The following is a 24,313-nucleotide window of genomic DNA, read 5'->3' as shown; positions in this document are numbered from 1 at the left end:
TGATGCCAAAACGCGATAATTAATCATGAATTTGCAGATGCAGGTTTTTTCATCGTCAGGCCAACACGACCTTTTTTCGTATCCACATTCATCACCCAGACGGTCACATTATCGCCAACGGAAACAACATCCATCGGATGTTTAACGTACCCGTTACTTAATTGAGAGATATGGACAAGCCCATCACTTTTGATGCCGATGTCAACGAAGGCACCAAAGTCAATGACGTTGCGAACGGTCCCTTGCAGTTCCATACCTTCTACCAGATCTTCAATCTTGAGAACATCGGTGCGGAAAATCGGCAACGGCATCTCTTCACGAGGGTCACGACCCGGACGCTGTAAGCTGTCCAGAATGTCACGTAATGTAGGCACACCGACATCCAATTTAACGGCCAACTGCTCGGTCTGCTGTTCAGACAAAAGAACAGACAATTCTTTGCTTCCGAGTTTGTCTAATTCGACCTGAAGCTCCATGAAGAGCTGATCAACCACCTTATACGATTCAGGATGAATTGGCGTACGATCCAGTGGATTCTCTCCTTCAGAGATACGCATGAAACCTACGCATTGTTCATATGTCTTTGCGCCCAGGCGCGGTACTTTCTGCAACTGGCGACGACTTGTGAAACGGCCGTTCTCTTCACGGTATTTAACGATGTTTTTGGCAATCGTTGCATTAACACCTGCAACATAAGACAACAAAGAAGGGGAGGCTGTATTAACATCCACGCCAACATGGTTAACTGCCGATTCTACAACGGCTTTCAGACTCTCTTCCAGAACCTTCTGGGATACGTCATGCTGATATTGACCGACACCAATCGCTTTTGGATCAATTTTAACGAGTTCAGCGAGCGGATCCTGCACCCGGCGAGCAATAGAAGCCGCACTACGCTCGGCAACATCGAGATCCGGGAATTCTTCCTGAGCTAGCTTGGAAGCAGAATACACACTAGCACCAGCCTCATTTACAATCAGGTAAACCAAACTCTCATCGCCATTTTCCTGAATGATCTCAGCTACAAACTGCTCTGTCTCACGCGATCCTGTTCCGTTACCAATAACGATCAACCCAATATCGTACTGCTTGATCATCCGGTGGAACACTTCAGCCGCTTCACGCTTCTTGTTATGCGGAGGTGTCGGGTAAGTAACAGCTACTTCGAGCAATTTCCCTGTATCATCGACAACTGCCAGTTTACAGCCTGTCCGGTATGCCGGATCGACACCCAGTACACGTTTGCCATGAATAGGCGGCTGTAACAGCAGGTTACGAAGATTCGCGGAGAACACCGAAATCGCCTGATTTTCCCCTTTTTCCGTCAACTCGGCTCGCACTTCACGTTCAATCGACGGTGCGATCAGACGTTTGTACGCATCTTCAACGACGGAACGCAAAATATCCTGGACAGCAGAAGCTCCGCGGATAATCTGCCCTTCCATATGACGATGAGCCGGTTCGGCCTGCACGTCGAGACCCACCTTGAGAATGCCTTCACGTTCCCCGCGGTTAATCGCAAGAATACGGTGCGGCGGCATCTTTTTGGCCAATTCCCGATAATCATAATAGTTCTCATAAACGGATTCCTGCTCGGCATCCTTGGCTTCTGAAGTCAGCATGCCGTGATCCAGTGTATACCTGCGAATCCAGGCACGAATAGCTGCATCATCGGCAATATTTTCAGCGAGAATATCCTTAGCCCCTTGGAGAGCCGACTCTGCATCCTCCACCCCGAGTTCTGCATTAATATAACGGGAAGCCTCCTGAAGTACATCGCCTTGTTTTGGCTGTTCCCAGATCCATACGGCGAGCGGCTCCAGACCTTTTTCCTTGGCAACACTAGCCCGTGTCTTCCGTTTCTGACGATAAGGACGGTACAGGTCTTCCACTTCCTGCAACTTGACCGCTTGCGTAATGGATTTCTGTAACTCTTTGGTCAGCTTGCCCTGTTCCTCTATAATACGGATAACTTCCAGTTTACGGTCTTCCAGATTACGCAAATACACCAGGCGTTCTTCAATCTGCCGCAGCTGGTTCTCATCCAATTCTCCAGTCATTTCTTTACGGTAGCGGGCGATAAACGGAATCGTATTGCCTTCGTCCAGAAGCTCCGATGTGGTGCGAATCTGCTTCAAGGACAGTGACAGTTCCTTGGCTACCTGTTTGATGATTCGTTCTTGGCGTTCCGCCTTTAGTGTTTCTTCATTGGGTTCCAGAACCGTTTCCTGTTCAGACAAATAAATCCCTCTTTCCTTCCTGAATCGTTCATAATACTCATTTCAGGGCAGCTGTGCTGCATAATAACAGTATGGTCGATCATCCGAAGTTGATCTCGAGCTTTCCAAGCTCTAAATAACACTCTTCTCTATATTATCACAAAATCATGTTGAAATTTCTATCATTCCTACTGCACGTCTGTCATTTGCGTTATTACACTCCTAACATCCTTCCCCGTTTAACGAAAAAAAGACCGAGAACGTCATCATGACATCCTCAGGTCTTCTTAAAAAATATCTAATTCATCTAAATAAGTTGAGAGTTTCTTTTACACGTTAACGGAGGGGACAGAAAAAAACTGGAAAAGCGAAGCGTTCGCCTAAAAGCTTTCTGCAGGAAAGCTGCATCGGAAGCATACGTTTATCACCGGATTTTCCCCTTTGGAAAAGGGAATCAAAAAATCTGGGGATAACAGCGAATGGAAGGTTATTCTGTCATCGGAGTGGACTGTGTAAAATCTCTAGTTCAACTTATCTACACCCGCTCAAACCGGAACATCTCGCTCAGGTAGTCTCCAGATTCACTACCCACAGCAATACCGCCATACATCAAGGCATCGCCTGTAAACGTCTCTGAGCCGCCTTTCAGGCGATAATCCGCGTTTGGATCAAGCCCTTTCAGCTTCAGACGCTGAAGCGGTGCATTCGGTTCAGAAAGTACACGGAAATAGAATACAATCACTTCGCTGCCATCTGGCGCAATGAACATCCATGCCGTTTCATTGCCTTCAAACGGACTCAGCAAACGACGGAAAGTACCGTATTGTACCGTACTGCGAATCTCTTTGTACAGCTCAACCTGTGCTTTTACAATCGCATTCTCTTCGTCTGTAAACTTCGTCAGATCCAGCTCATATCCAAAGTTGCCCGACATCGCAACATGACCGCGAATCTCCAGAGAAGTGATCCGGTTCACCTGATGGTTTGGCACAGCCGAAATATGTGAACCCATGGAACTTACAGGATATACAAGGCTTGTACCGTATTGAATCCGCAAACGGGAGATTGCATCCGTGTTATCGCTGGTCCATGCTTGAGGCATGTAATACAGCATTCCCGGGTCAAAACGTCCGCCGCCACCAGAGCAGCTTTCGAACAAAATATGCGGGAAGGAGGTAACGATACGCTCCATCACTTCGTACAGTCCGAGCATATAACGGTGCGCCGTTTCGCGCTGTCTGTCCGCCGGAAGCAATGCAGAGCCGACCTCTGTCATGTTCCTGTTCATGTCCCACTTCACGTAAGTAATCGGTGCAGAGCCCAGAACATCGGACAACATCCGAACGATCTCGTCACGCACATCCTGACGGGAGAAGTCGAGCACAAGCTGTTGTCTTCCTTCGGTACGGCGGCGATCAGGCACATGCAGACACCAGTCCGGATGCTTACGATACAGCTCACTATCCGGGGAGATCATCTCTGGCTCGAACCACAGCCCGAACTGCATGTCCAGACCTGTGACACGGTTAGCCAAGTCATCCAGTCCTTGAGGCAACTTGTTTTTGTCCACAATCCAGTCGCCCAAGGATGAATTATCGCTGTCTCGGTGACCGAACCAACCGTCATCCAGCACGAACAACTCAATGCCGAGCTTCTGCCCTGCACGTGCGATCTGCTCAATCTTATCGGCATTAAATCCGAAATATGTTGCCTCCCAGTTGTTCACCAGCACAGGACGCTCAGCATTGCGGAATTGTCCACGCGCCAGACGTTCGCGGTACAATTCGTGGTAGGATTGAGACATGCCATCCAGGCCCGTAGCCGAGTAGACCATAACAGTCTCAGGTGTCTGGAACGACTCCTGCGGTTCAAGCTTCCAGCTGAACTCAAACGGATTAATACCAACAGATACACGAGTGGTATAGAACTGATCCACTTCTGCCTGTGCAGTAAAGCTACCGCTATATACTAAACTGAATCCATACACTTCGCCTTGATCTTCATCCGTTCCCGGTGTCATCAGGGCAATGAACGGGTTTTGCTGGTGACTGCTGGAGCCACGGCGGCTCTCGATTCCTTGCAATCCGGAAGCGAGTGGACGACGAACGATGTCACGTTCACGAGTCCAAGCACCCGAGAGTTGCAGCAATTCATAATCTGCATGTGGCAGGTCTACAGAAGAGCTGAGTGCTCGCAGTACATTTACCACGTTAGCGCTCTCATTCACGATACGCATCGAGCGTGTAATGGCATTAAAGGCAGTAAACGCGGTATACGTTAACTCAATTTTCACACCCGACACCTGATCTTGCATTTCAATAATAAGCGTATCCGCTTCATCTTCGGATTCTACATACGTTGCCGGAAGTCCCGTTAACGCCTCTTTTCCCTTGACCAAACGATGGCCTGTATACGTAAACTCGGATACCGATGAACCGTTCTCCAGTTCCAGCTGGATAGCCGGGTTGCGAAAATCGCTCGTTCCATAGACCGGCAGTTCCACTGGCAGGGTGTCAAACGAAATCGTACGATCCTCCGGCACCGGATTTGGACTAAAGGATGCTCTTTCCGTCCGAACATGAAGCCAGCTTAGGTCGGTATCACGCAATTTTTTGCCATAATACAGATGTACCAAATATCCCGAAGGCAATACCTGCAACACGTAGCTCGCCTCGCGGGTCTGTAAATGAAACTGAAGTTTCTCCTGATTGATGTAAATGCTCATATGTCTCCTCCATCTATCTATATAGGTCTTTCGGGTAAACGGTTTCTCAGGTTCCATTATAACGAAAAGATCATCAATGTTCTACGCTTTCACCAAGTCTTAACCAAAAGAGCGCACAACACCCATAAAGGTATCGTACGCTCTTAAGGTAACATTCTGAAATTGTGTGTTCCTTCCAGGAACATCCGTTGTCGACGGACAGGCACATCAACGGATAAAATACCGTTCTGCCGCCCTAAAAATCAATTAAGCCCAGGCTGATCTGCAAGGCCTCGTTGACCAATTTCATGGTCTCCTCGTCCAAATGCGTAATCTTGTCGGTCAGCCTCTGCTTATCGATCGTCCGAATCTGTTCGAGCAAAATTACCGAGTCCCGGTCAAAGCCATGCGCCGCTGCATCAATCTCGACATGCGTCGGCAGCTTTGCCTTCTGAATCTGGGCGGTAATCGCCGCCACGATACAGGTTGGACTGAACCGGTTGCCGATATCGTTCTGGATGACCAGAACCGGCCTGACGCCACCTTGCTCAGAACCGACAACGGGAGAAAGATCCGCAAAAAAAACGTCACCACGTTTTACGATCACTGTCTACACCCCGCTAACTAAGCGGTCCAGAGTGCTGTCCGCATCTTCCTCCGCGTGAAAGGCTTCGGATGCCATGGTCAGGTTAATTTTCGCCATCTCCATGTACCCTCGCTGCATTGATTCACGGATGTAACGTTTCTTCCGTTCGGTCAAGTACAGCTTCATTGCTTGCCTAATCAATTCGCTGCGGTTGGAATTCTCCAGCGCTACGATGCCATCCACTTCCTGCAAAAGATAATCAGGCAAACTGATCATAATCCGCTTGGTGTTCTGCAAGTTGGCCACCTTTCTTCCACCCCCACAAACCTTTCGCCATTGTGAACCAGTATTACGCTTTTCCAGAACTTTTATACAAAGGAATATATATGCCCCGCGTATATCAAGTATGCTGTACTCCATTATAAACACGGGAATCATTATTCGTACAGACTAAACATCGCATTTCAGGATTTAATTCCTGACATCGTACATATTTCGAGATACTGCGACAGTATTCCTTCTGTTCTGAAAAAAACTTTACTGGTAATCGTGTCCAATTTGCGAATTACGTTGTCAAAAGGGGATTGATTCTGGCGACTACCTCTCCTCCCCGGGTATAGACCCGAGGAATACGATGTGCCATCATGCAGATCACTTCATAGTGAATCGTACCAAGCTGGTCTGCCACTTCACTAGCGGTAATTACACCACCAGACTGGTGACCGATGAGAACAACCTCTTCGCCGGCTTGAATTGCTTCCGCTTCTTCCGCGAAAGATTGTAGCGACACCATACACTGATCCATGCAGATCGTACCAACGACAGGAACGCGGCGGCCACGTACAAGCACTTGTGCTTTGCCTGTCAGCATTCTTGAGAATCCGTCTGCATAGCCGATAGGCAAGGTCGCTATTCGTTCATTTTCATGTGTAAAATAACGGGTTCCATAACTGACTCCCCAATGGGACGGCAGTGTTTTGACCAGAACCGCTTTTGTCTTCAGTGTCATTACCGGGAGCAGTTTCACTACCTGGTGATTCACCTCTACCGAAGGATACAGTCCATACAAACTTATGCCCACACGTACCATATCATAGGATAATTCAGGTGTATCAATAGTAGCGGCACTGTTCGCCGTATGTATAATCGGGATGACACATCCCTGATTCCGAAGCGTCTCTGTAACGCTTTGAAACCGTCGATACTGTTCCAGTGTATAGGTCTTGTCTTGTTCATCTGCTTTGGCATAGTGAGTAAACATACCTTCCAGCATTACCTGATCAAGTGAGGAAACCTCCTGTATAAAGTCAATGGCCTCATTGCCAGGTAGCAGACCCAATCTGCCCATGCCACTGTCGATCTTGATGTGAACTTTCAACTGATTTGCGAATGTGCCTGGATTCACCTGTTTGATTGCCTCAAGCACTTCTCTGCTAAACAATGTAATCGTCACATCATGTTGCCACGCTGCAGCGACCCCTTCGGGCGGCGTATACCCCAATACCAGAATGGGGCTTGTGATGCCGTGCAGACGCAGTTCAAGAGCTTCGTCCAGGAACGCTACACTTAAATAATCCACGCCTACTCGTTCCAATTCTCTGGCTGTCTCTACTGCACCATGCCCGTAAGCGTTGGCCTTTACACAAGCGAGAAATCTCGTACCCTGAGGTAACGCCTTACGAAAGGCGGTTACGTTGCCTCGCAAATGATCCAGATTGATTTCCGCCTGAGTCGGCCGATATTGTCCTTGCACGTTAAGTCACCTTCTCTAATCTTCTTAATCCGGCTCACGTCAGACTCCATCGTAATGCCCCAGCATGTCACTGTCAAATAAGCAGAAATTTCGCTTCTCAGATCATATGCTGTAATAGCCTTCAGAGAACCATAATCAAGTGCAGAAGACGGCCGATAAGCACAGTTATTACAGTCCGCTTGAGTCTCAATATACAGCTGTATATTACTTGCTTACATCAGCTTATTACCCGGTTCACTGCGCGTAGAAGCGTATTTTGTATTTTTAGACTGAACTAGGCATGTTCTTGGGCACTGTAAAAATAGATAAAGCACCGGAGAATTGAATTCTCCGATGCTCTATAGCATTCCTTGGGATAGCACGGCTATGCGTTCTCGTTTTATTTACCTGACTCTTCCTGCATGGAGGTCGCTATACGTACCATCTCATTCTCAGGCAGATCCGCGCTTGTAATTCGGTATTCCACGCCATCAGAAGTCCAGGTCAGCGTCTGCAAAGCATCTCCGCTAATCATACCCGCTGTAAATCCAAGATCAACCAGACGGGAAGGGGCAAGGGATACAGCACGATCCTGAGGTCTTGCTTCAAATATGGAGTAGTTATAGGTACCCTCATACCGGAGCAGAACAGAATAATTACCAGACTCCTCCAGAATTTGATCATCCTTCAACTTAACACCTTCCGGAGCATATGTCGGTTGGATGACACCAAAGCTCTCGCCTTCTTGCGGTTCAGCCACAGTAGGTTCTTCGGTACCCTGCCCACTTGCTGCCCCTTCTGAACCTCCTGCTCCTTGTGTTCCTTGTTGATCCGTACCCTCACTTACGCCTGTCTGCCCATCAACAGCTCCCCCGGTTCCCTCGGAGCCTGGCGTAGCCTGAGGATTAGCAGGTTGTTGTCCGGCGGCGTCATCCGTTTTCTCCGCTGGAGCCGCACCAGCATCAGTGCCTGTCTTATTTCCTTCTTCGGTTGCAGCCGTCATGTTGCGTTGCATATCAAAGGCATCTTTTCCAAATTCGGCTCCGAACTTGAAGCTGTCAAACTTCACGTCCACCACCACATTGGCATTGGAGTCGGACACCTCTACTTGTTTTGGTGCGTAATCACTCTTGTTCAGCCAGATTTTTTGTCTTACGAGAGCATGTGTATTGTAGTTGGCAGCAACATCGAATACATAGCTTTCCTTTTCATCTGCAAACTGACGGGTCGTATCCCCTGTAATGCTTCGAATCAACGTTTCATACAAGTAAACCTGACCCTGGTTATCTGGCCAATCACTTTGGAAACGGAAGCTTTTATTCTGGCTCGGTGTCAGTACAAACACACCTTCATCGTTACGAAGTACAATTTGCGTAACATCTTTCTTAGCATTGGTTAACGCAATGCGGTAATACGAAGGCTTCTGATGCCATACCTCGACCTTGTACTGCTGCGGTGTTTCTCCGGTATGCAGCGTCATAACGCCTTCTCCCTGGTAACTTTCCATCTCTCCAACGACTTCGTTCAGATCTTTGACCACAGCTGCCGCATCCTTCTTCCCGCAGGCGGCAAGTAAGGCCGATAAGACCAATACCATGGCAAGCATCCATGATATTCGGCGCATGACATCATCCCCTTTAGCACATGTTTTCACTTCAGGATTGTGCGTACAGCAGAACCCCTACTTGATTAGTACATGTTATGAGGGACTTGTTCGATATATGCGGACTAGTTTGACAAGCATGGCATGAAACGTTGTTGAAACGGATTTCTTGTCTACCACAGCGGGATATACACCGGATAACTTGTCTCCGTATTCGGCGCATCTGTTTTTCTTTTAATCCAAAGTTGCCGCAAATCCGGCAAACCATAGCCTGAAATTTTGTAATTCCGTAGCGAGACATCATGGGCGTGCACTTCTTTGAAAGCATATACCGGCAGTATAAGCGCCTCTTCAACCAGCCGCCCCTCCAGTTGAATTAATCTTTCCATACGTAGCACAGGTTCCTGAATCATAACGATATTTTCACATGCTTGGGCAAGCTCGGCTCTCCAATAATCATTCATTGCAAGCAGAAATAACGTATTTCCGAATGTATACATCGTTATCAGACTCCGCATCACATGCTCATCAAATACTTCTCCCGTATAGATCATCTCATAAGGCTGCAGTTCGTCATGATAGACCATATGAACAGGATCGCCAGTCACAACAGTTATGTTTAAACCCACTGTTTCACAACGCTTGGCAAACCAAGCCATATCTGCCTCCATCTGCTCCCCTTCTTCAACCCAGACTCGCAACGGTTGTCCCTGGTAAGCACTGCGCTCAAGCAACGTTGCTGCCTGTACAAGTCCCGACTTGTCCGATCCCGTCTGACCTGTCACAGCCTCTTCAGAAGGAATTACATTTTGTTGCTCCCGTGCTCGAACATGATTCAAACGATCGACCTTCTCCATGTAAGGATTATCCATTGATTCAACCAACTGATCCGAATCGAGTAACAGCCGGACAGCTTGACGGAAATAAAGATCATGATGCGGGCCTTCCTTTTGCATATTAAACGTCATAAATACACCGCCCTGAATCTCATGCTCCACAGAACGAAGTTCACCGTCTGAAAATAGACGCTTCTTAACTAAAGATTCAGTCAAGTCTGCTTGAGGAAGCTGCAAGAATTCAACCCGATCAATATATGCTCGGCCTCGGAAATAAGTCGGGAATACCTCCATTACCAACAAGGTCGCGTCATGATGCGTAATTCGATAAGGTCCTGTTCCAATCGGACGAAGGGGTTCCATCTGTACATCCCTAGGTACAATCGAAGCACACAAACTGCTCAGCAGATCAGGCAACATGAAGTTAGGCTTATGTAGCACAAAGCGTACGGTCAGGTTGTCTATCAATTCAACATGTTGAATTGAACCAAACATGGTTTTGCAAGGATTATCCGGATCAGTAACGATACGATCAAACGTAAATTTAACATCTGCTGCTTCCATCACACGACCATGATGAAACTGAACGCCTTTGTTCAGATAAAACGTCCACTCTCTACCCTCCTGATCACTCTCCCACGCTATAGCCAGACTTGGCTCACATTGCTGCCGCTCTGCATTGTAACGAACCAGACGGTCAAAAACCTCAGTGATAATAAAACCTTCCCCCCACATCGCCGTCTGCGTTGGGTCAAAGGTCTGGAAATGAGTATTCTGCGGAATTCGTAATGTATCCGTTCTACCTGCAACCCCTTCAAAGGAACGTAGTCCAAATTGAAGTTGCAGACTATGCAACAGCCTCTCTCTTAACTGAGGTGGCAGGGATGAGGACATTTCATAGGCTTCTTCCATCCTGTTTGCATGCAGAAGCTGATCAAAACGTTCTGCAGCAACTTCTGCCACTGGCTTGCAAAAGACCAGAATGGACTTTTTTCCTCTTCCGCGCTGCGGGCTCCATCTTGCCCAACCATGCTCCTGAAACTTGTTCATAATCAGATTCATGTTACGCATCGTACAGCACAGATAATCCGCAAGTTCACCCATAGTGATGTAAAGCTCTTGATCATCACGTACATGCTTAAGCTTCAAGCGCAATTGTATATAATGCTCCGATATATCCATGCGATTTATGTCCCTCCGAATGGTCCATTTTCTTTGTTCCCTAAAATACGAAACATGAACGACCATGTATACAGTTTTTCTTCAGGTTTTATTTTATTATACTCGATAATATCAACATGACCACAGGAAGGAAGACATACTTGCTATGAAATTTGCTGATTTGCACTCGAATATTAAAATTCGAATTGTTACTGATTTTTTTACTGATCTGACACAAAAGACTGTTCTTCCGTTTATGGGGATTTATTTGAGTATACAGATTGGCGTTGGATGGGCAGGGCTCCTACTGACCGTTAATATTGCTGCTTCCATGCTGGCGGGACTTGCCGCTGGATACTTGTCTGATCGAATGGGACGTAAAAAACTGATGGTCATCGCCCAAAGTCTGCAGGTATTTTCTCTATTCTGGCTCGCAGCTGCCAATTCACCCTGGATGAATTCTGTCACACTTACATGTCTTATGTTTCTACTTAGCAGTATCAGTTCAGGGATAACCGCTCCGATTGCAAGTGCCATGATTGTTGATGTAAGCAGTGAGCAGGAACGTCATTACATCTATGGTTTGCAGTACTGGACAACCAATGTAGCCATAACTTTCGGTGCATTGCTGGGAGGCCTTTTATTTGAATCATTTCGTTTTCTACTGTTTAGTCTGGTATGTGCGGAAAGTATCGTAACCTTGCTAATTCTACTATTTCTAATTCATGAAACAATGGTAAATAAACATTACGTTTCAATTAATTCAGCAAATGACCCATCTGTATCTCCACCATCTGAACCCTCTGGACAATTGAAGTCAGCTTTACAAAACAACATGTTAAACACGTACAAAAAAATACTTCGCGATAAACGTTTTATGGGCTTTTTTACAGCAACCGTTCTTGCAGTTGCCCTTGAATTTCAGTTGGATAAATATATTGCCGTAAGGTTAAAAAATGAATTTGCTTCAGAATTTCTCGGCTTTCATATATCGGGCCTTCACATGTTCAGCATAGTCATAATCATCAACACAGTAATGGTTGCCTTAATTGCCATTCCATTCGGCAAGTACATCAGACGCATCAGTTCCAAAACGATCATAACAGCCGGAATGCTCCTCTATACCTCTGGTTTTGTCGTTCTGGCTTTCAGTAACTGGGCATGGTTGCTTATAACTTCTGCTGTACTGTTCACCATTGGGGAGCTTATGTATTCACCTGTGCGTCAGGTTCTTCTAGCCGGCATCATTCCCGATTCAAACCGCGCGGCATACCTGGCAGCTGATGGACTCAGCTATAATGTTGCCGCTCTGCTGGGAAGTCTTGGCCTGGCAATAGGAGCTCTCTTCCCTTCATATGTGATGGCCGGTTTATACCTGACAGCAGGTTTGGGAGCCCTTTTCTTTTTTCGAATGTCACTTCGAGCAGAGGCCAAACGCAATCCAAACACTTCCTTTGCAGATGCCTCTTAAGCAATATCTATCCATAGACGCAAATAAACATTTGAGAGCCTTTCGGGGCTCTTTTTTACGTTTATTCGAGTTCTTTCATCATCTTTAACAGTAAACAATCATATTCATTTTGTATATTATACTTTACATTTAGTCGATTATCATATACATTGTATTCATGGAGGTGAGTACATGGAAGAATTACACAATCACGTTCGGGAGTTACGAGCCAGAGACCGATTGTCTCAGGCAGAGCTGGCGAAGCTCATCGGAGCATCAAGGCAAACCATTGCTCTGATTGAACGCGGAGATTATTCTCCCTCGGTCGTTCTGGCATTAAAAATAGCTCATGTGTTCGGCGAATCTGTTGAAAAAATATTTGAATTGAAAGGTGGAAATATAGATGAATCCAACCGCTAATACCTCATCCAAAAAAAGAAGAATGCGTCTTCCGCTCTATGCCGCTGGCGGTGCTGTTGTCGGATTTATTTCCTCAGCCGCAATCACCAAGCTTCCCTCTGATCTGAACTGGACCCTGTCCGTTTATTACGATTACGACCTGCTGTTTGCCCTGATCGCTCTGGCGGTGCTTGTTATGACCATTTGGAACAGCATTAGTCTGGCTCGTACTCCTTCTGCCCGTCCTGAAGAAGATGAAGCGGATGATGTAAGTGACCATCCCTCCTTGATGTCCCCTGCTGAACGTTCGCTGGGAAGCGCCATGATGCTTAGCACGTTCAGTGTGATTACTTCATTTGCATGGGTCGCCCTTGCCTTGTCGTTATACGCATCGAGTAGAGACTTGCCCAAGTCTAGCAATCTGTTTACGCTTGGAAATTTGGTCGCCGCCTGCATCGCTGTAATCATCGTCGTTGTCCTGCAGAGCGTGACGATCAAACGTTACAATCGCTACTTCCCTGATCGCGCACTGGACTTGAACTCCCGCAACATGCAGAAAAATCACTTCGAAAAGCTGGATGAGGGGGAGAAATGGATCGTGTATCGCGCAGCCTATCGCTCGTTTCAGATGATGAATCTCCTGCTTGGCGTCGGTATGGCCGCTTTAGTCGTATATTCGATCTTATTTTCCTTTGCCGCTTTCCCGATCATACTGCTGTCAGTCATCTGGATCATCAACATCGGCGTTTATTTTCGTGAAACTTATCGTGCTCAGAAGCAGTAATACACAGTGAACTACCTACTTTGGTAAAAATGACTAAAGGAGTGATGATGTGTATTTATTCAATCGAAATACCCGGTCCAAATGGACGGCGCTGACCAGCGCATGTATGGCAGTTGTTCTTTCTCTCAGCCTCTGGGCTCCCCAGGTTCAGGCTCAGACAGGGGCAACAGCCCCTGACTCTGACGGTTCGAAGCAGCCTGTAACACTGAATGCCGAATCGGCTAATGCTTTTCTGGATAAGTTCTTTGCCTCATCTGAAACCAAACCCCATTATGTTGGTGCATCTGTTGTCGTTGTGAAGGATGGTCAAGTTATTGCTGAAAAAGGATACGGTCATGCCGATCTGGACAAAAAAACACCTGTCGATCCGAAAAACACCGCTTTTCGTGTCGCCTCAGTCTCCAAAACCTTCACAGCTGCTGCGGTCATGCAGCTTGTTGAGCAAGGCAAGGTCGACCTGAAGGCTGATTTTCAGACCTATGTGAAGGGTTTGCACTTCGAGAATCCATTCGATGCGGAAGTAACCGTAGAACATCTGTTGACACATACCACCGGGTTTGAAATCCGTGATCCACAGCCGGAAGACATCCACACAGACCAAGGCAAGTACATAACGATGGAGGAATACGCCGAGAAGCACATGCCTCCTGTTGTGCGAAAGCCTGGTAGCGCCTACATGTACGATAACTTCTCGTTTTTGCTACTCGGGTTGATCGTGGAAAATGTCAGCGGCGAGCCGTTTGAAACGTACATGCAGGAAAATATTTTTAAACCACTGGGCATGAACAACAGCAGTTTTATGCTAGATGAAAAATTCCAGAAACAGCTTGCCACTGGTTATGATGCAGCTCACAATCCGGTTGACATGTACTTCATTGATCCCAATCCATTGCCACAAGGCGGCATGCTGTCTACCGCGGATGACATCGGCAAGTTTATGATTGCCTTTCTGAATGACGGCAAGAAAGATAACCAGCAGATTTTGAAACCAGCAACCGTGAAAAGTATGGAGCAGTATCGCTCTTCCATTCACCCGTTGCTGCCGGATAGCACGTACGGATTCGAAGCACCATTTCAGCTCCCTGGGGCGGGAAGCAGTTCCAAAGTAATCACCAAAGCAGGAGACCTGTCAGGTTACAGCTCTTATCTATTTTTTATTCCTGAGCAGAACACAGGCGTCTTCCTTACCTATAATCAGAATGGAGCTCTGCGTAACCTGCTCTACTCGGCCTTTATTCAAAACTTCTTTCCTCAGTACGCTAAACCCGTACAATTCAAGGATTACACACCGCAACCTGCGGAAGAGTTGCAACGTTTCAACGGTTTTTATGCCGACCTTCGGATCAGTGCACTCATCAGCAAATTGCAAACTGGCGGTGAAACGTCCAGTCAATTAAGCATTAGTGATCCGTATCTGGGTGAACGTAAGCTGATTCAAGTGGAAGACAATCTGTTCACGGATGAATTAACAGGACAGTTCACAGCCTTCAAAACCTATGAAGATGGAACAACCTACATGAGAGAGCCGTATCTCAACCCATTCGGATATGCCAAAAAAGGGCAAAAAGCGGCGGGCTTCCTGGATGTTAAGAAGAACAATCCTTATGCTCAAGCGATCCATAGCTTGCAATCGCTTGGATATTTCGATAATGAAGCTAACCAGTCTTTCATGCCTAAAACGACTGTAACTCGTGCGGAATTTATCGAGGATATTCTTAAATTAAGTGGACTCAAGCCTAGCAAAACACCAGCACCTGCAGACACCGACTGGGCTAGCCATGCCTCAGCTGGCTATATCCAGCTTGCTTATGAAATGGGTATGATTACAGGTGCAGACGAGAAACAGTTTAAACCCGATCAAGCCATTGTTCGGCAAGAAGCAGCAGTTATGATATGGAGAGTATTTCAGCTGCAGTATCCAAGCGAACTGTTTAAGGACGTTAAACTTGCAGGCCACACAGATGCTTGGGCTGTGCCTGCAGTGCAAATGATGGTGAAGCTGGGTATCTACGGCCCTGAGGTCAAAATGCTGGAGGACAATGCTTCAGATTACCTCTCACGCAAACCTCTCATTCGTCAGGAACACGCTGCGATCATGTATGCGTTAATCACACAGCCGACCGATCGTATTGTCGCTGAATTGATGGCTGCACAGCAACCAGAGCAGGCAGGATCTGAGAAGATTACTAAAGAAGCCGCGACGCCAGAGAGCAAAGCTGAGAATACGCCTAATCAAGCGACAGAAAGCGCTCCTCCAGCAACATCCGTTCAATAAATATGCCGTAAAAGCTAACAACAAAAAGGCTTGTTCGCAAGGGATTCCCCTTCACGAACAAGCCTTTTAAATTATGCAATTAACGAGGATACATGTGTGTTTCCGTTGCGCTGATCAAACTTGGCTGCCGTAGCTTGGGCATACTCTTCAAAGTAATCCGCAAGTTTGAGAAGATCTCCCGGGTCTCCCTCATATGGGAATGAAGCCGGCAGGCGCAAGCGATACCCTTCTGAGTCCTTTTCTTCAGCCCAGCGCCGCAATAACGAAGCTGCCTTCGCATAATACATCATTTTGGCATACGCATCCTCATGATCGGCTGCGAGCACCAGTGTTTCTTCAAGGATATCAATCCCTTTGGCAGGATTCGTAAGTGCGAGATACTCCATCTGCTCTGAAAAACTCTGCACGAAATCATTTTCACCTTTGATCAAACGATATCCTTTAACCTGATGTTTATCTGCCTCATCCTTCCGTCCCAAACGATACAGTGGCATCAGAACTTCGGACAAGGTCAGATGTGGGATCTCCGCACAGCTCATGCGTCCTTTGAGAATCGGCTTGGCGACTTCCAACACCTTCTCGTCGTCTCCCTTTAACATAAAATAACGCAAAATCTCGTCCTGCTCACACGCCTCGCAGTCACTCATGAAGTCACGGTCTAACGCTCTAAACTTGTCATAACTGCGCCCCGCTTCTTCCAGCTCTCCGAAATCCATAAAAATGCGGAAACGGTAGTACCAGTAAGAACGCTCGCTGTACCCATAGGACTTAAACCTTGCTCCGAAATCCTCGAGCAGCTCCATGATCTTTTCACGTGAGATTTCCGGGAAATCGGGCATTTTGCCAAGAATCCATTTATAAGACCACAATAACGTTTCTTCATCATACAGCTCTGGTTGCTGATCAAACTTGCCTAGTTGCCAGGAGAAAGCGATCAAAGCTTTCATCGGATATCCACAGAAGGTGGCGACATCCACAATCTCTGAACGTGCTTCGTATGCCTCCTCAACCATACCATTGAGATCAGCCACCCGCGCTGCTTCCTCCAAAAAACCAAGCTTTGCGGAACCATTCGGCAGCTGATAGGCCTCTTCCATCAAATCTTCGAAATCCATCTCTGTCTTCATCAGGCATCTCCCTCATGATTCGTATTTGCGCTTAAACCCCAATCAATAAACCGTACAATTCCCTGGTTCAATACTTCAAGCTCCTGCTTGTTCATGGCATAATGCCCCATCATCAGTGCGTTGACATACAACATTTCAATAGCAATCGGTGTCATCTGATTATCTGGTGACGTCAACACCCGTTTAATGATCGGATTGTTCACATTCAGATACAACGTTGAGTACCCTGCCGAATGAATGCCTGACGACAACGAACCAAGAACAGAGGAAAATAAATCCGTGCTCTCTTCGCTGGCCTTTTCCAGCGCACGCAGCGTGGATGATTCCTGAGAAAGGGTGAACAACACCGGCAAGTCAGCGGGCTTGAATCCTTTTACTTCTGCGCGGCAGCGGAAACGTTGTAACGCCGAATCTGCCAGACGCAATGCATCATAATATTGGTTGCGCTCAGCTGGTGCAATATCTGTGAACGTCATCGATACTTCATCTGGCTCGATTCGCTCTGTCTCTACATTATTCAGTATGACAGGCAACATCCCCATCAGTTCTTTATCGTAGATGTAACCTGCGTTAACGACCAACATGGACTGTGCAGAAGCCACATGGTTAATCTGGCGGTATTCATCAATGGTGCTGGTGTAGTACAGTGTCTCTCCTTCATCAATCAGTTCACCCAGCTCCCGGTGTCCACGCGTTGTTTCGAAAGGCAACCAGCGATGAATCATCGCGTAAAATTGCTCATCCTGAACAGCCAGCGCCTTCATCGAGAGAGCATGCAGACGAATCAGCTTCTGCAGACGTTCAGTCTGCTGTTCAGCCATCTCGGCCAGTCCCATCCGCAGGGCGTCTCCGAGCTCGGAGCGCACTTCTTCCAGCTTTTCATTTTCATAAAAATGCTCTCTTGATGCGGTCGGCTGCAGCTCGTCGGTCCAGATCAGACATTTTACAAAAAACGCCCACTCCGGCAAAATATTCTCGGCCTTCTCCGAAATCAGCATTCGCTTCAGATAGACCCGGTGAGAACGCTTGGCATTCAAATTCACGGCGTGCGGCAACACATAGGCAATGCCTCCCGTGCGCCCCGAAGCTGTTGTCAGCGGGATGAAATCCTGGAACTTCTCTCCCAGCAGACGTTCGCCAAAAGCAAGCACTTCCGCGCGGCAGGAACGAGCAAGCTCTGGACGTGTTAACCAGATTGGAGAATCCTGATTAACAACAGTCTGCTTCCCGTCATGAATCAACGTGACCGGATATGGAAGAAGCGCACCATAATAAAATAAAGCTTCTTTCACATACTCCGCTTCAAAATAATGTGCCGCTTCCGGCGTACAACGCAGATATACTTTCGTTCCGGGAGACAATTGCGTGTCCAGCTGCCTGATCGTATATGTACCATCCGGCTTGCCGCGCCACTCCATGGAAGGGCCGCCCTTCACCGATTGAGTCAGCATGACAATTTCATGACTGACCATGAAACAACTCAGCAGACCAATACCAAAACGCCCAATAAACGATGTCTCGCCATCCAGCAATGCCTGTTGTCCCCGCTTGGAGGATTGTCCAATCATCGCTAGAAACTCATGGATGTCGGCTTCAGTCAAACCAACTCCGTTATCCTCCACCATCATCGTCAACTGATCTCCGGTTCCGGTTAGCTCAATACGGGCTTCTCCCTGGTATCCCGGCTCCACTTCCTTGCGTGCCGTGATCGCATCTGTTGCATTCTGCATAAGTTCACGCAGGAAAACTTTTGGACTGCTGTATAAATGATTCGATAAAATTTGGATCATTCCGCTCAGGTTGACCTGAAAACGGTATTCATTGGGTGTACTCATGAATCACTTCACCTTTCCTTTGGGTCTAACACAGCGCTCAGGTGACTTTAATACCTTCACACTGAGTAAATGAATGTGTTAGACGAACTCATTATGTATATATTGGCCTATACTCTATTACTCCATTATCTATAGTAATGAAACAGCAATCAAACGGCCTTCATACCTTCTTTTCAAGGATACATTGTACAGCCTGCCAAAAAAACAAACCTTAGACCCGATTTGGTGGAATTTCCCGGGGAATTATGCACTAGGATTTCAGGACTATTGAAGCAATAATATATTTCTTTAGTCCTTAGTTGAACGATCAGGCACCGCTAGACGTATAATCATCAAATTAGAAAATGGACGGTGATTATACATGATTAAGGTACAGGATATAAATAAACATTTTGGTGAGCAGCAAGCTTTGCAGGAAGTCAGCTTTACGATTAAACAAGGCAGTATAACCGGGCTTATTGGCCCAAACGGCTCGGGTAAAACAACCCTCATTCGGATCATGAACGGAGTTCTGGGCGCAAACAGCGGGCAGGTTACCATCCAAGGCATGGATACATCGATAGAAACAGAAAAGGTGCTGGGAATCTGCGGAACGCTGACCGAGCAAAGCGGCTTGTACGAAAATATGAGTGGGCGGGATAATCTTCTATTTTTTGCGGATGCCTTTGGGCTAAAACGTGCAACTGAACGCATCGACGAGTTGGTGCATCTCCTTGAAATTCAGGATTACCAGCATCGTAAGGTCGGTACCTATAGCACAGGGATGAAGAAACGTTTAGGTCTGGCACGGGTGCTGTTGCACCGCCCTTCGATTCTGTTTCTCGATGAGCCGACCAACGGTCTCGATCCTGACGGAATCCAGATGGTTCTTCGTATCATTCGTCAGTTAAATACGGAGCTGAACCTGACGATTCTCATCTCCTCACACGTGCTTACTCAGCTTTCCGCCGTGTGTGATCATTATATTTTTATGGAAAAGGGTCGTGTTGTTGAGAAAGGGACTGAACAGGAGATCATTCAGCGTTATCAATCCGCACCTCGGCTAGAGGTCGAAGCAGATATGCCAAACGGTTGGAAGACGGGGATTTATTCGCCTGAGACGGTTACAGCACATACAGCAACATACCAACTCTCGTCTCGAGAGCATATTCCGTTGCTGCTTCGGGAGTTGACCGGGCATGGTCAGGTTTATCAGGCACGTATGGAAGGCAATGATCTGGAAAGCATCTATTTTGCGATAAGGGAGGCGAATGCACATGAATAATCGTCAGGCGATACGTGCACTCATTCGTAAAGATATTCGTTCTGTCACATCCAGTGTGCAACTATGGCTGCCTATGCTGATTGTACCGCTAATTATCGGAATCATTGTTCCCTCTGCTATGTTGTGGGTTGCATCCCGCGTGGATCTACACTCGATTAGTAACTTAAATGTTGTATTGGACACATTAGACAAGCTCATTCAGAGTGGACAGATGCCCTCCCTTGCTACCATGAGCACAGACAATCAACGCATTGTTTATTTTCTTGGCTTGTATATGTTCGCCCCCTTGTTTCTCATCATTCCAGTGATGGCTTCCAGCATCCTGACTGCCAACAGTTTCGCTGGCGAGAAGGAACGCAAGACACTGGAAGGTTTGCTATTTACACCAATGAGCATGAGTACACTGTTTAGAGGTAAAGTTCTGGCTGCTTTCATTCCGTCAGTGTTGTTGTCCTGGGTGACCTTCATCATCTATGGGGTCATTGCCAACATCCTGATGTACCCGATCTTCGGCACACTGATGTTTCCGAACTGGAACTGGATCATTCTGATCCTTTGGGTGGTCCCTACATGCAGTTTAGCCGTTATTCTCCTCAATGTGCTGATCTCGGCTAAAGTACGGGGATTTCAGGAAGCTTACCAGCTTGGCGGACTTGTTGTCTTGCCCCTGATTGCCCTGATTGCTGGTCAGGCTACCGGCATGTTAATGATTGGGCCATGGATGTTGCTGGGCACCGGTACAGCGATGCTGCTCACGAGCTTTATTTTACTCCGCCTCGTAACCATGTGGAACCGCCGTCAGCAACTTGCGGAGAGTCAGATCTGATTGAGAAATAAATAGACGCGAGTTATGATGTGGAGACATGTACTTGGGATGATTATAGAGAGGAATGGAACAACAGCATGGAATACAACCTACTCCAGAAATTAAAATATGCTTCATCATTAACGGCACAGGAGAAGCATATTGTGGACTTTATCCTGAACGACCCCGAAGTTGTATTCCACTCTACAGCCCATGAACTGGCTCAGCAGACTTATACAAGTGCGTCCACTATTGTTCGCCTATGCAAAAAGCTGGGTACCAAAGGGTACCCAGACTTTCAGTTAAAGCTTGCGCTAGAATATCAACAACAACCCTCTTCCCCCTTACGGACGCCGGATCATACAATCACAGAACAAGGCAATGTACTGGCTGCGATCGACTCGGTTCCCTACCTATATCACCAGGCGCTGGATGAGACACACCGTATGTTAAACGCTCCTGTTTTAGTACGAATCGCGAATTGGGTCAAAGAATCCGCACGGATCGATATCTACGGTAGCGATATGAATTATTATTTGGCACAGCAAGCTTGTGCCAAATGGAACGAGCTTGGCATTGCGGCGGTGGCACACAATGGTCCCAACATGCATTATTTAAATACAATGAATACCAGTCAGTTCATCCTGTCTTTTGTCATATCTCATACGGGAGAGAACTCATCCATGATTGAAGCCGCCAGAGTACTGAAGAATATGCAACGTAAAGTCATCGCCGTGACCGAAAACAATCTTTCAACACTGTCCAGACATTGTGATGAAACACTGCTAAGCTATGGTTATAACGAACAATTGAGGTTATCCAAAATGTCTTCCATGATCTCGGTACTCTATCTGTTTGATATGCTGTATATGGCGAGCATCAGCGACAACTACTGAGATTTATCCATAATTATTTATCCGCGGCAAACACAATTCCCGCATGCTTGCGAGCCTCCGCAAGTACGATCATTACAGAACGGCTGTGTTCGAGCAGTTCATAACAACGCTTATGATCTCCAGCTGAATAAATGTCTCTGAACGCTTCCCACTCATAGTACAGCCAATTGGCTTTGTTCTGCGCACTATACTCCTCAGATGGCTCTTTCCCGATCTGAAGCTTGATTTCCCGGCAACCGTTCGCTCCTCCTACAACCTGAAGGTACCCTTTTTCTCCCTGGATTAGCACAAAGTTCATGCCATTCGTATCTTTAGCACCTACACATTCTGCAATGAACTCGGGATACTTGAGGACCACAACTCCTGATGTATCAATGCCGTTCGCATGCTGATTCGCTGTATACGATACGGTATTCGGACTGCCAAACAAACTCATAACCAGATGCAGATTGTAAATGTTGATATCCATCAGCGCTCCACCAGAGAACTCGGGATTAAATACGTTCGGTGTCTGCCCCGCTAGAAGATCATTGTATTTACGGGAGTATTGACTGTAGTTACACTGAATCAGTTTGATCGCACCAAGCTTTGGTAGTTGCTCCTCGATGATTTTGATATTGGGCAAATGAATGTTGGAGATGGCCTCAAACAGCAGCAGGTTCTTTTCTTTTGCAAGTGCAATCAGCGTTTCTGCTTCCTGAAGCGTGGACGTGAACGGTTTTTCACATACAACATGTTTACCATGTTGAAGTGCCTGATAGGCCTGTTCATAATGCATACTATTGGGCGAAGCAATGTAAACGAAATCTACATTTTGATCCGAAAGTAAGGATTCCAGGTCTGTATAGATTGTACTTATCCCATATTTATCTGCAATCTCTTGTGCTGTCTCTCTCTTTCGGGAGTACATCGCTGTGACCATGACATCATGCAGTTCATTGATCGCGGATAAAATGGCATCTACAATGGAACCTGTACCTATGGTTGCTATCTTCATCATATCGTTTCTCTCCTGTCGTTGATGGTTCAGTCACAACCATGTTACCACGACCAAATTAGGTGGAGAATATTTCAGGGCGAGAATGGTAGCATCATGCGCAAATGGATTTCACGTTGAACCGAGTATGAAATTCAATTTCAATCTCTTGCTTTTTCTCCTTCTATCCCCGCTCTCATCCCCACTCTAGATCTAACATAAATTCCATAGTTTACCGATATAACATAAGAAATTGACGACATATATATCTAAGGGGAGGAAGCAAGAATGAATACAGGGTATACATACGTACAACGCACCCTCTGTGCATTGCTGTTATTTACACTCATTACAGCAGTTACATTAACAGGCGGAACCGCTGCCCAAGCAGCTTCGCTAAGCCAGTCAACCGTCTATTATGAATCTGATGGCGTACTTTACAAAGTATCCGGAGATGGTAGCAATCCAGCAGAAGTATTAATTGATTTTGAAGGCGTAGATTTGACTGCAGCGGGATCATATCTCTACTACACTCAGTCCTCTACTTCCACAACATTACTTCGCGTTCCAAATGACGGTTCCAGTGATGAACCAGAGACATTCGCTTCCGATGTCATCAATTATTATGCGGATAACGGATTTATCTACTACATAGACTCCAAGAGAAGCATATATCGTGCCAATGGCGACCAAGGTATATCATCTGCAACCAAAATTGCGGACAAAGTTAATACGGACTATCCACTTCTAATCGTGACCAAAGGACGTGTGTACTATAATGCCTTGGTTGGCGGGAATACGTGGGTGGCTTCCAAAGCATCAAACGGTACTGGAAACGTACAGAAACTGGCCCAAGGTGCTGTAGAGAGTCGTTATTTTGTGAATTTTGCCAAAAATGAATTACAATTCATGGTTAACACCAATCCTGATGAGCAATATTATTCTACGAAAGCGATTGTGATGTACAAGGCCAACTACAACACAGGTAAAGGCGCGGCCGTGAATGCAAAAGCCAAGCTTGATGTAAATGCCGTTTATTCCGGTGGCTGGAGCAACAATCTATATGTGTACAATAGCGGTATTAAGCTGGACAGCAACAAGGATTATAACTATACCCTGGGCAAAGCTTATGCATTGACAACATCCGGTAAAACATTTCAGCTTCACTCCAAAAGCGTGCGAGAAGTCAGTGCAGTTGGAACAGACAAGGTGGTAATCATTGATGCGGATCAAAAAGCGTACGCCAAAACGGTTACTGCGAGCAAGGTGAGTAAAACGTCTAATCTCAACTTGAGCAACGTAACCTACGTTACGAATCAATGGATGAATGATAAACCGGAGGTTGTCTACATTTCTGGCAAAAATGGTCTTTATGCAGTCAATCCCTCTCTAAAAGTAAGCAAAATAGCCGCTGACGAATGGGAAACGTTCCACTTGCGTGATGATGTCCCGGGAATTTTCTACATCCACGCGAAAGATGAGTTCCGTTTATATCATTCAGCAGCCAATGGAACAGGACAACAAGCACTAAGTGACATTTTTCTGGACAATATTCTTTTGATTACAACGAAATAAGTTCGTTCCAGTTCTCTTTCGATTTTCAGGTTTGATTAATAATGTAAGGATAAGATGGCTCTTCAGCTTTGGTGCTGTGTGTCATC

18 protein-coding genes are annotated in these 24,313 nt (G+C 46.5%); 8 read left to right on the top strand and 10 right to left on the bottom strand.

The features are described 5' to 3' along the window. Nucleotides 1–23 precede the first annotated feature (23 nt). The 7 genes from M3629_RS21680 to M3629_RS21650 all read right to left on the bottom strand — a co-directional run bounded on the left by M3629_RS21680 (nucleotide 24) and on the right by M3629_RS21650 (nucleotide 10,862). Entirely contained in the window at nucleotides 24–2,240 is a 2,217-nt protein-coding gene (locus M3629_RS21680) for a Tex family protein (RefSeq protein WP_285888966.1), read from the bottom strand. Between the two features lie 514 nt (nucleotides 2,241–2,754). Further along, nucleotides 2,755–4,944 carry an alpha-galactosidase gene (locus tag M3629_RS21675; protein ID WP_251510165.1) on the bottom strand — a complete coding sequence of 730 codons (2,190 nt, stop codon included), beginning with the start codon at nucleotides 4,942–4,944 and terminating at the stop codon, nucleotides 2,755–2,757. A gap of 235 nt (nucleotides 4,945–5,179) precedes the next feature. Further along, entirely contained in the window at nucleotides 5,180–5,530 is a 351-nt protein-coding gene (locus tag M3629_RS21670; protein ID WP_024630714.1) for a type II toxin-antitoxin system PemK/MazF family toxin, read from the bottom strand. Between the two features lie 3 nt (nucleotides 5,531–5,533). Next, a complete protein-coding gene (locus M3629_RS21665) occupies nucleotides 5,534–5,815 on the bottom strand; it encodes a CopG family ribbon-helix-helix protein (RefSeq protein WP_024630715.1) in 282 nt (93 codons plus the stop codon). A gap of 259 nt (nucleotides 5,816–6,074) precedes the next feature. After that, on the bottom strand, nucleotides 6,075–7,262 hold the full coding sequence (alr, locus tag M3629_RS21660; RefSeq protein ID WP_251510164.1) for an alanine racemase: 1,188 nt from the start codon (nucleotides 7,260–7,262) through the stop codon (nucleotides 6,075–6,077). 379 nt (nucleotides 7,263–7,641) lie between these two features. Then, nucleotides 7,642–8,865 (bottom strand): outer membrane lipoprotein-sorting protein, encoded by a 1,224-nt coding sequence (locus tag M3629_RS21655; protein WP_251510149.1) that lies wholly within the window; start codon nucleotides 8,863–8,865, stop codon nucleotides 7,642–7,644. A 152-nt stretch (nucleotides 8,866–9,017) separates the two neighbouring features. Next, complete coding sequence (locus M3629_RS21650; RefSeq protein WP_251510135.1) at nucleotides 9,018–10,862, bottom strand: ABC transporter substrate-binding protein; 1,845 nt, start codon at nucleotides 10,860–10,862, stop codon at nucleotides 9,018–9,020. A 145-nt stretch (nucleotides 10,863–11,007) separates the two neighbouring features. Here M3629_RS21650 and M3629_RS21645 point away from each other — a divergent pair, with 145 nt between their 5' ends. The 4 genes from M3629_RS21645 to M3629_RS21630 all read left to right on the top strand — a co-directional run bounded on the left by M3629_RS21645 (nucleotide 11,008) and on the right by M3629_RS21630 (nucleotide 15,749). After that, nucleotides 11,008–12,312 (top strand): MFS transporter, encoded by a 1,305-nt coding sequence (locus M3629_RS21645; protein ID WP_154890871.1) that lies wholly within the window; start codon nucleotides 11,008–11,010, stop codon nucleotides 12,310–12,312. A 171-nt stretch (nucleotides 12,313–12,483) separates the two neighbouring features. After that, entirely contained in the window at nucleotides 12,484–12,711 is a 228-nt protein-coding gene (locus tag M3629_RS21640; protein WP_090918145.1) for a helix-turn-helix transcriptional regulator, read from the top strand. Further along, nucleotides 12,695–13,474, top strand: a complete 780-nt coding sequence (locus M3629_RS21635) for a DUF3169 family protein (protein WP_251510129.1) — start codon at nucleotides 12,695–12,697, stop codon at nucleotides 13,472–13,474. Before M3629_RS21640 ends, M3629_RS21635 begins: the two co-directional genes overlap by 17 nt. A gap of 49 nt (nucleotides 13,475–13,523) precedes the next feature. Beyond that, complete coding sequence (locus M3629_RS21630; RefSeq protein WP_251510127.1) at nucleotides 13,524–15,749, top strand: serine hydrolase; 2,226 nt, start codon at nucleotides 13,524–13,526, stop codon at nucleotides 15,747–15,749. 71 nt (nucleotides 15,750–15,820) lie between these two features. Here the strand turns inward: M3629_RS21630 and M3629_RS21625 are convergent, their stop codons facing one another. Beyond that, nucleotides 15,821–16,876 (bottom strand): hypothetical protein, encoded by a 1,056-nt coding sequence (locus M3629_RS21625; protein WP_251510126.1) that lies wholly within the window; start codon nucleotides 16,874–16,876, stop codon nucleotides 15,821–15,823. Beyond that, nucleotides 16,876–18,711, bottom strand: coding sequence for an HSP90 family protein (locus tag M3629_RS21620; RefSeq protein WP_251510124.1), 1,836 nt, complete (start codon nucleotides 18,709–18,711; stop codon nucleotides 16,876–16,878). The genes M3629_RS21625 and M3629_RS21620 overlap by 1 nt, the downstream gene beginning before the upstream one ends. A 361-nt stretch (nucleotides 18,712–19,072) precedes the next feature. Between M3629_RS21620 and M3629_RS21615 the strand changes: the two genes are divergently transcribed. The 3 genes from M3629_RS21615 (at nucleotide 19,073) to M3629_RS21605 (ending at nucleotide 21,676) form a co-directional block, all read left to right on the top strand. Then, entirely contained in the window at nucleotides 19,073–19,975 is a 903-nt protein-coding gene (locus tag M3629_RS21615) for an ABC transporter ATP-binding protein (protein ID WP_251510122.1), read from the top strand. Continuing rightward, the gene (locus M3629_RS21610) at nucleotides 19,968–20,801 is read left to right on the top strand and encodes an ABC transporter permease subunit (RefSeq protein ID WP_251510120.1); all 834 of its coding nucleotides are present in this window, start codon (nucleotides 19,968–19,970) and stop codon (nucleotides 20,799–20,801) included. Before M3629_RS21615 ends, M3629_RS21610 begins: the two co-directional genes overlap by 8 nt. A gap of 77 nt (nucleotides 20,802–20,878) precedes the next feature. Next, complete coding sequence (locus M3629_RS21605) at nucleotides 20,879–21,676, top strand: MurR/RpiR family transcriptional regulator (protein ID WP_251510119.1); 798 nt, start codon at nucleotides 20,879–20,881, stop codon at nucleotides 21,674–21,676. 13 nt (nucleotides 21,677–21,689) lie between these two features. On the opposite strand, the gene M3629_RS21600 is transcribed toward M3629_RS21605, so the two are convergent. Further along, nucleotides 21,690–22,673: a Gfo/Idh/MocA family protein gene (locus M3629_RS21600; protein ID WP_251510312.1), complete on the bottom strand. Its 984-nt coding sequence runs from the start codon at nucleotides 22,671–22,673 to the stop codon at nucleotides 21,690–21,692. Between the two features lie 267 nt (nucleotides 22,674–22,940). On the opposite strand from M3629_RS21600, the gene M3629_RS21595 reads away from it, so the two are divergent. Next, the gene (locus M3629_RS21595; RefSeq protein ID WP_251510117.1) at nucleotides 22,941–24,227 is read left to right on the top strand and encodes a DUF5050 domain-containing protein; all 1,287 of its coding nucleotides are present in this window, start codon (nucleotides 22,941–22,943) and stop codon (nucleotides 24,225–24,227) included. Nucleotides 24,228–24,313: the final 86 nt, after the last annotated feature.

Source organism: Paenibacillus polysaccharolyticus (genome assembly GCF_023714295.1).
Taxonomy (GTDB): Bacteria; Bacillota; Bacilli; order Paenibacillales; family Paenibacillaceae; genus Paenibacillus; species Paenibacillus polysaccharolyticus_A.
This window is presented reverse-complemented; position numbering and strand designations above follow the sequence as displayed.

Coding starts and splice junctions, on each gene's coding strand:
- M3629_RS21675 (WP_251510165.1), bottom strand. CDS start 4,944: ATGAGCATTTACATCAATCAGGAGAAACTTCAGTTTCATTTACAGACC.
- M3629_RS21655 (WP_251510149.1), bottom strand. CDS start 8,865: ATGCGCCGAATATCATGGATGCTTGCCATGGTATTGGTCTTATCGGCC.
- M3629_RS21650 (WP_251510135.1), bottom strand. CDS start 10,862: ATGGATATATCGGAGCATTATATACAATTGCGCTTGAAGCTTAAGCAT.
- M3629_RS21645 (WP_154890871.1), top strand. CDS start 11,008: ATGAAATTTGCTGATTTGCACTCGAATATTAAAATTCGAATTGTTACT.
- M3629_RS21640 (WP_090918145.1), top strand. CDS start 12,484: ATGGAAGAATTACACAATCACGTTCGGGAGTTACGAGCCAGAGACCGA.
- M3629_RS21635 (WP_251510129.1), top strand. CDS start 12,695: ATGAATCCAACCGCTAATACCTCATCCAAAAAAAGAAGAATGCGTCTT.
- M3629_RS21625 (WP_251510126.1), bottom strand. CDS start 16,876: ATGAAGACAGAGATGGATTTCGAAGATTTGATGGAAGAGGCCTATCAG.
- M3629_RS21620 (WP_251510124.1), bottom strand. CDS start 18,711: ATGAGTACACCCAATGAATACCGTTTTCAGGTCAACCTGAGCGGAATG.
- M3629_RS21615 (WP_251510122.1), top strand. CDS start 19,073: ATGATTAAGGTACAGGATATAAATAAACATTTTGGTGAGCAGCAAGCT.
- M3629_RS21610 (WP_251510120.1), top strand. CDS start 19,968: ATGAATAATCGTCAGGCGATACGTGCACTCATTCGTAAAGATATTCGT.
- M3629_RS21605 (WP_251510119.1), top strand. CDS start 20,879: ATGGAATACAACCTACTCCAGAAATTAAAATATGCTTCATCATTAACG.
- M3629_RS21600 (WP_251510312.1), bottom strand. CDS start 22,673: ATGAAGATAGCAACCATAGGTACAGGTTCCATTGTAGATGCCATTTTA.
- M3629_RS21595 (WP_251510117.1), top strand. CDS start 22,941: ATGAATACAGGGTATACATACGTACAACGCACCCTCTGTGCATTGCTG.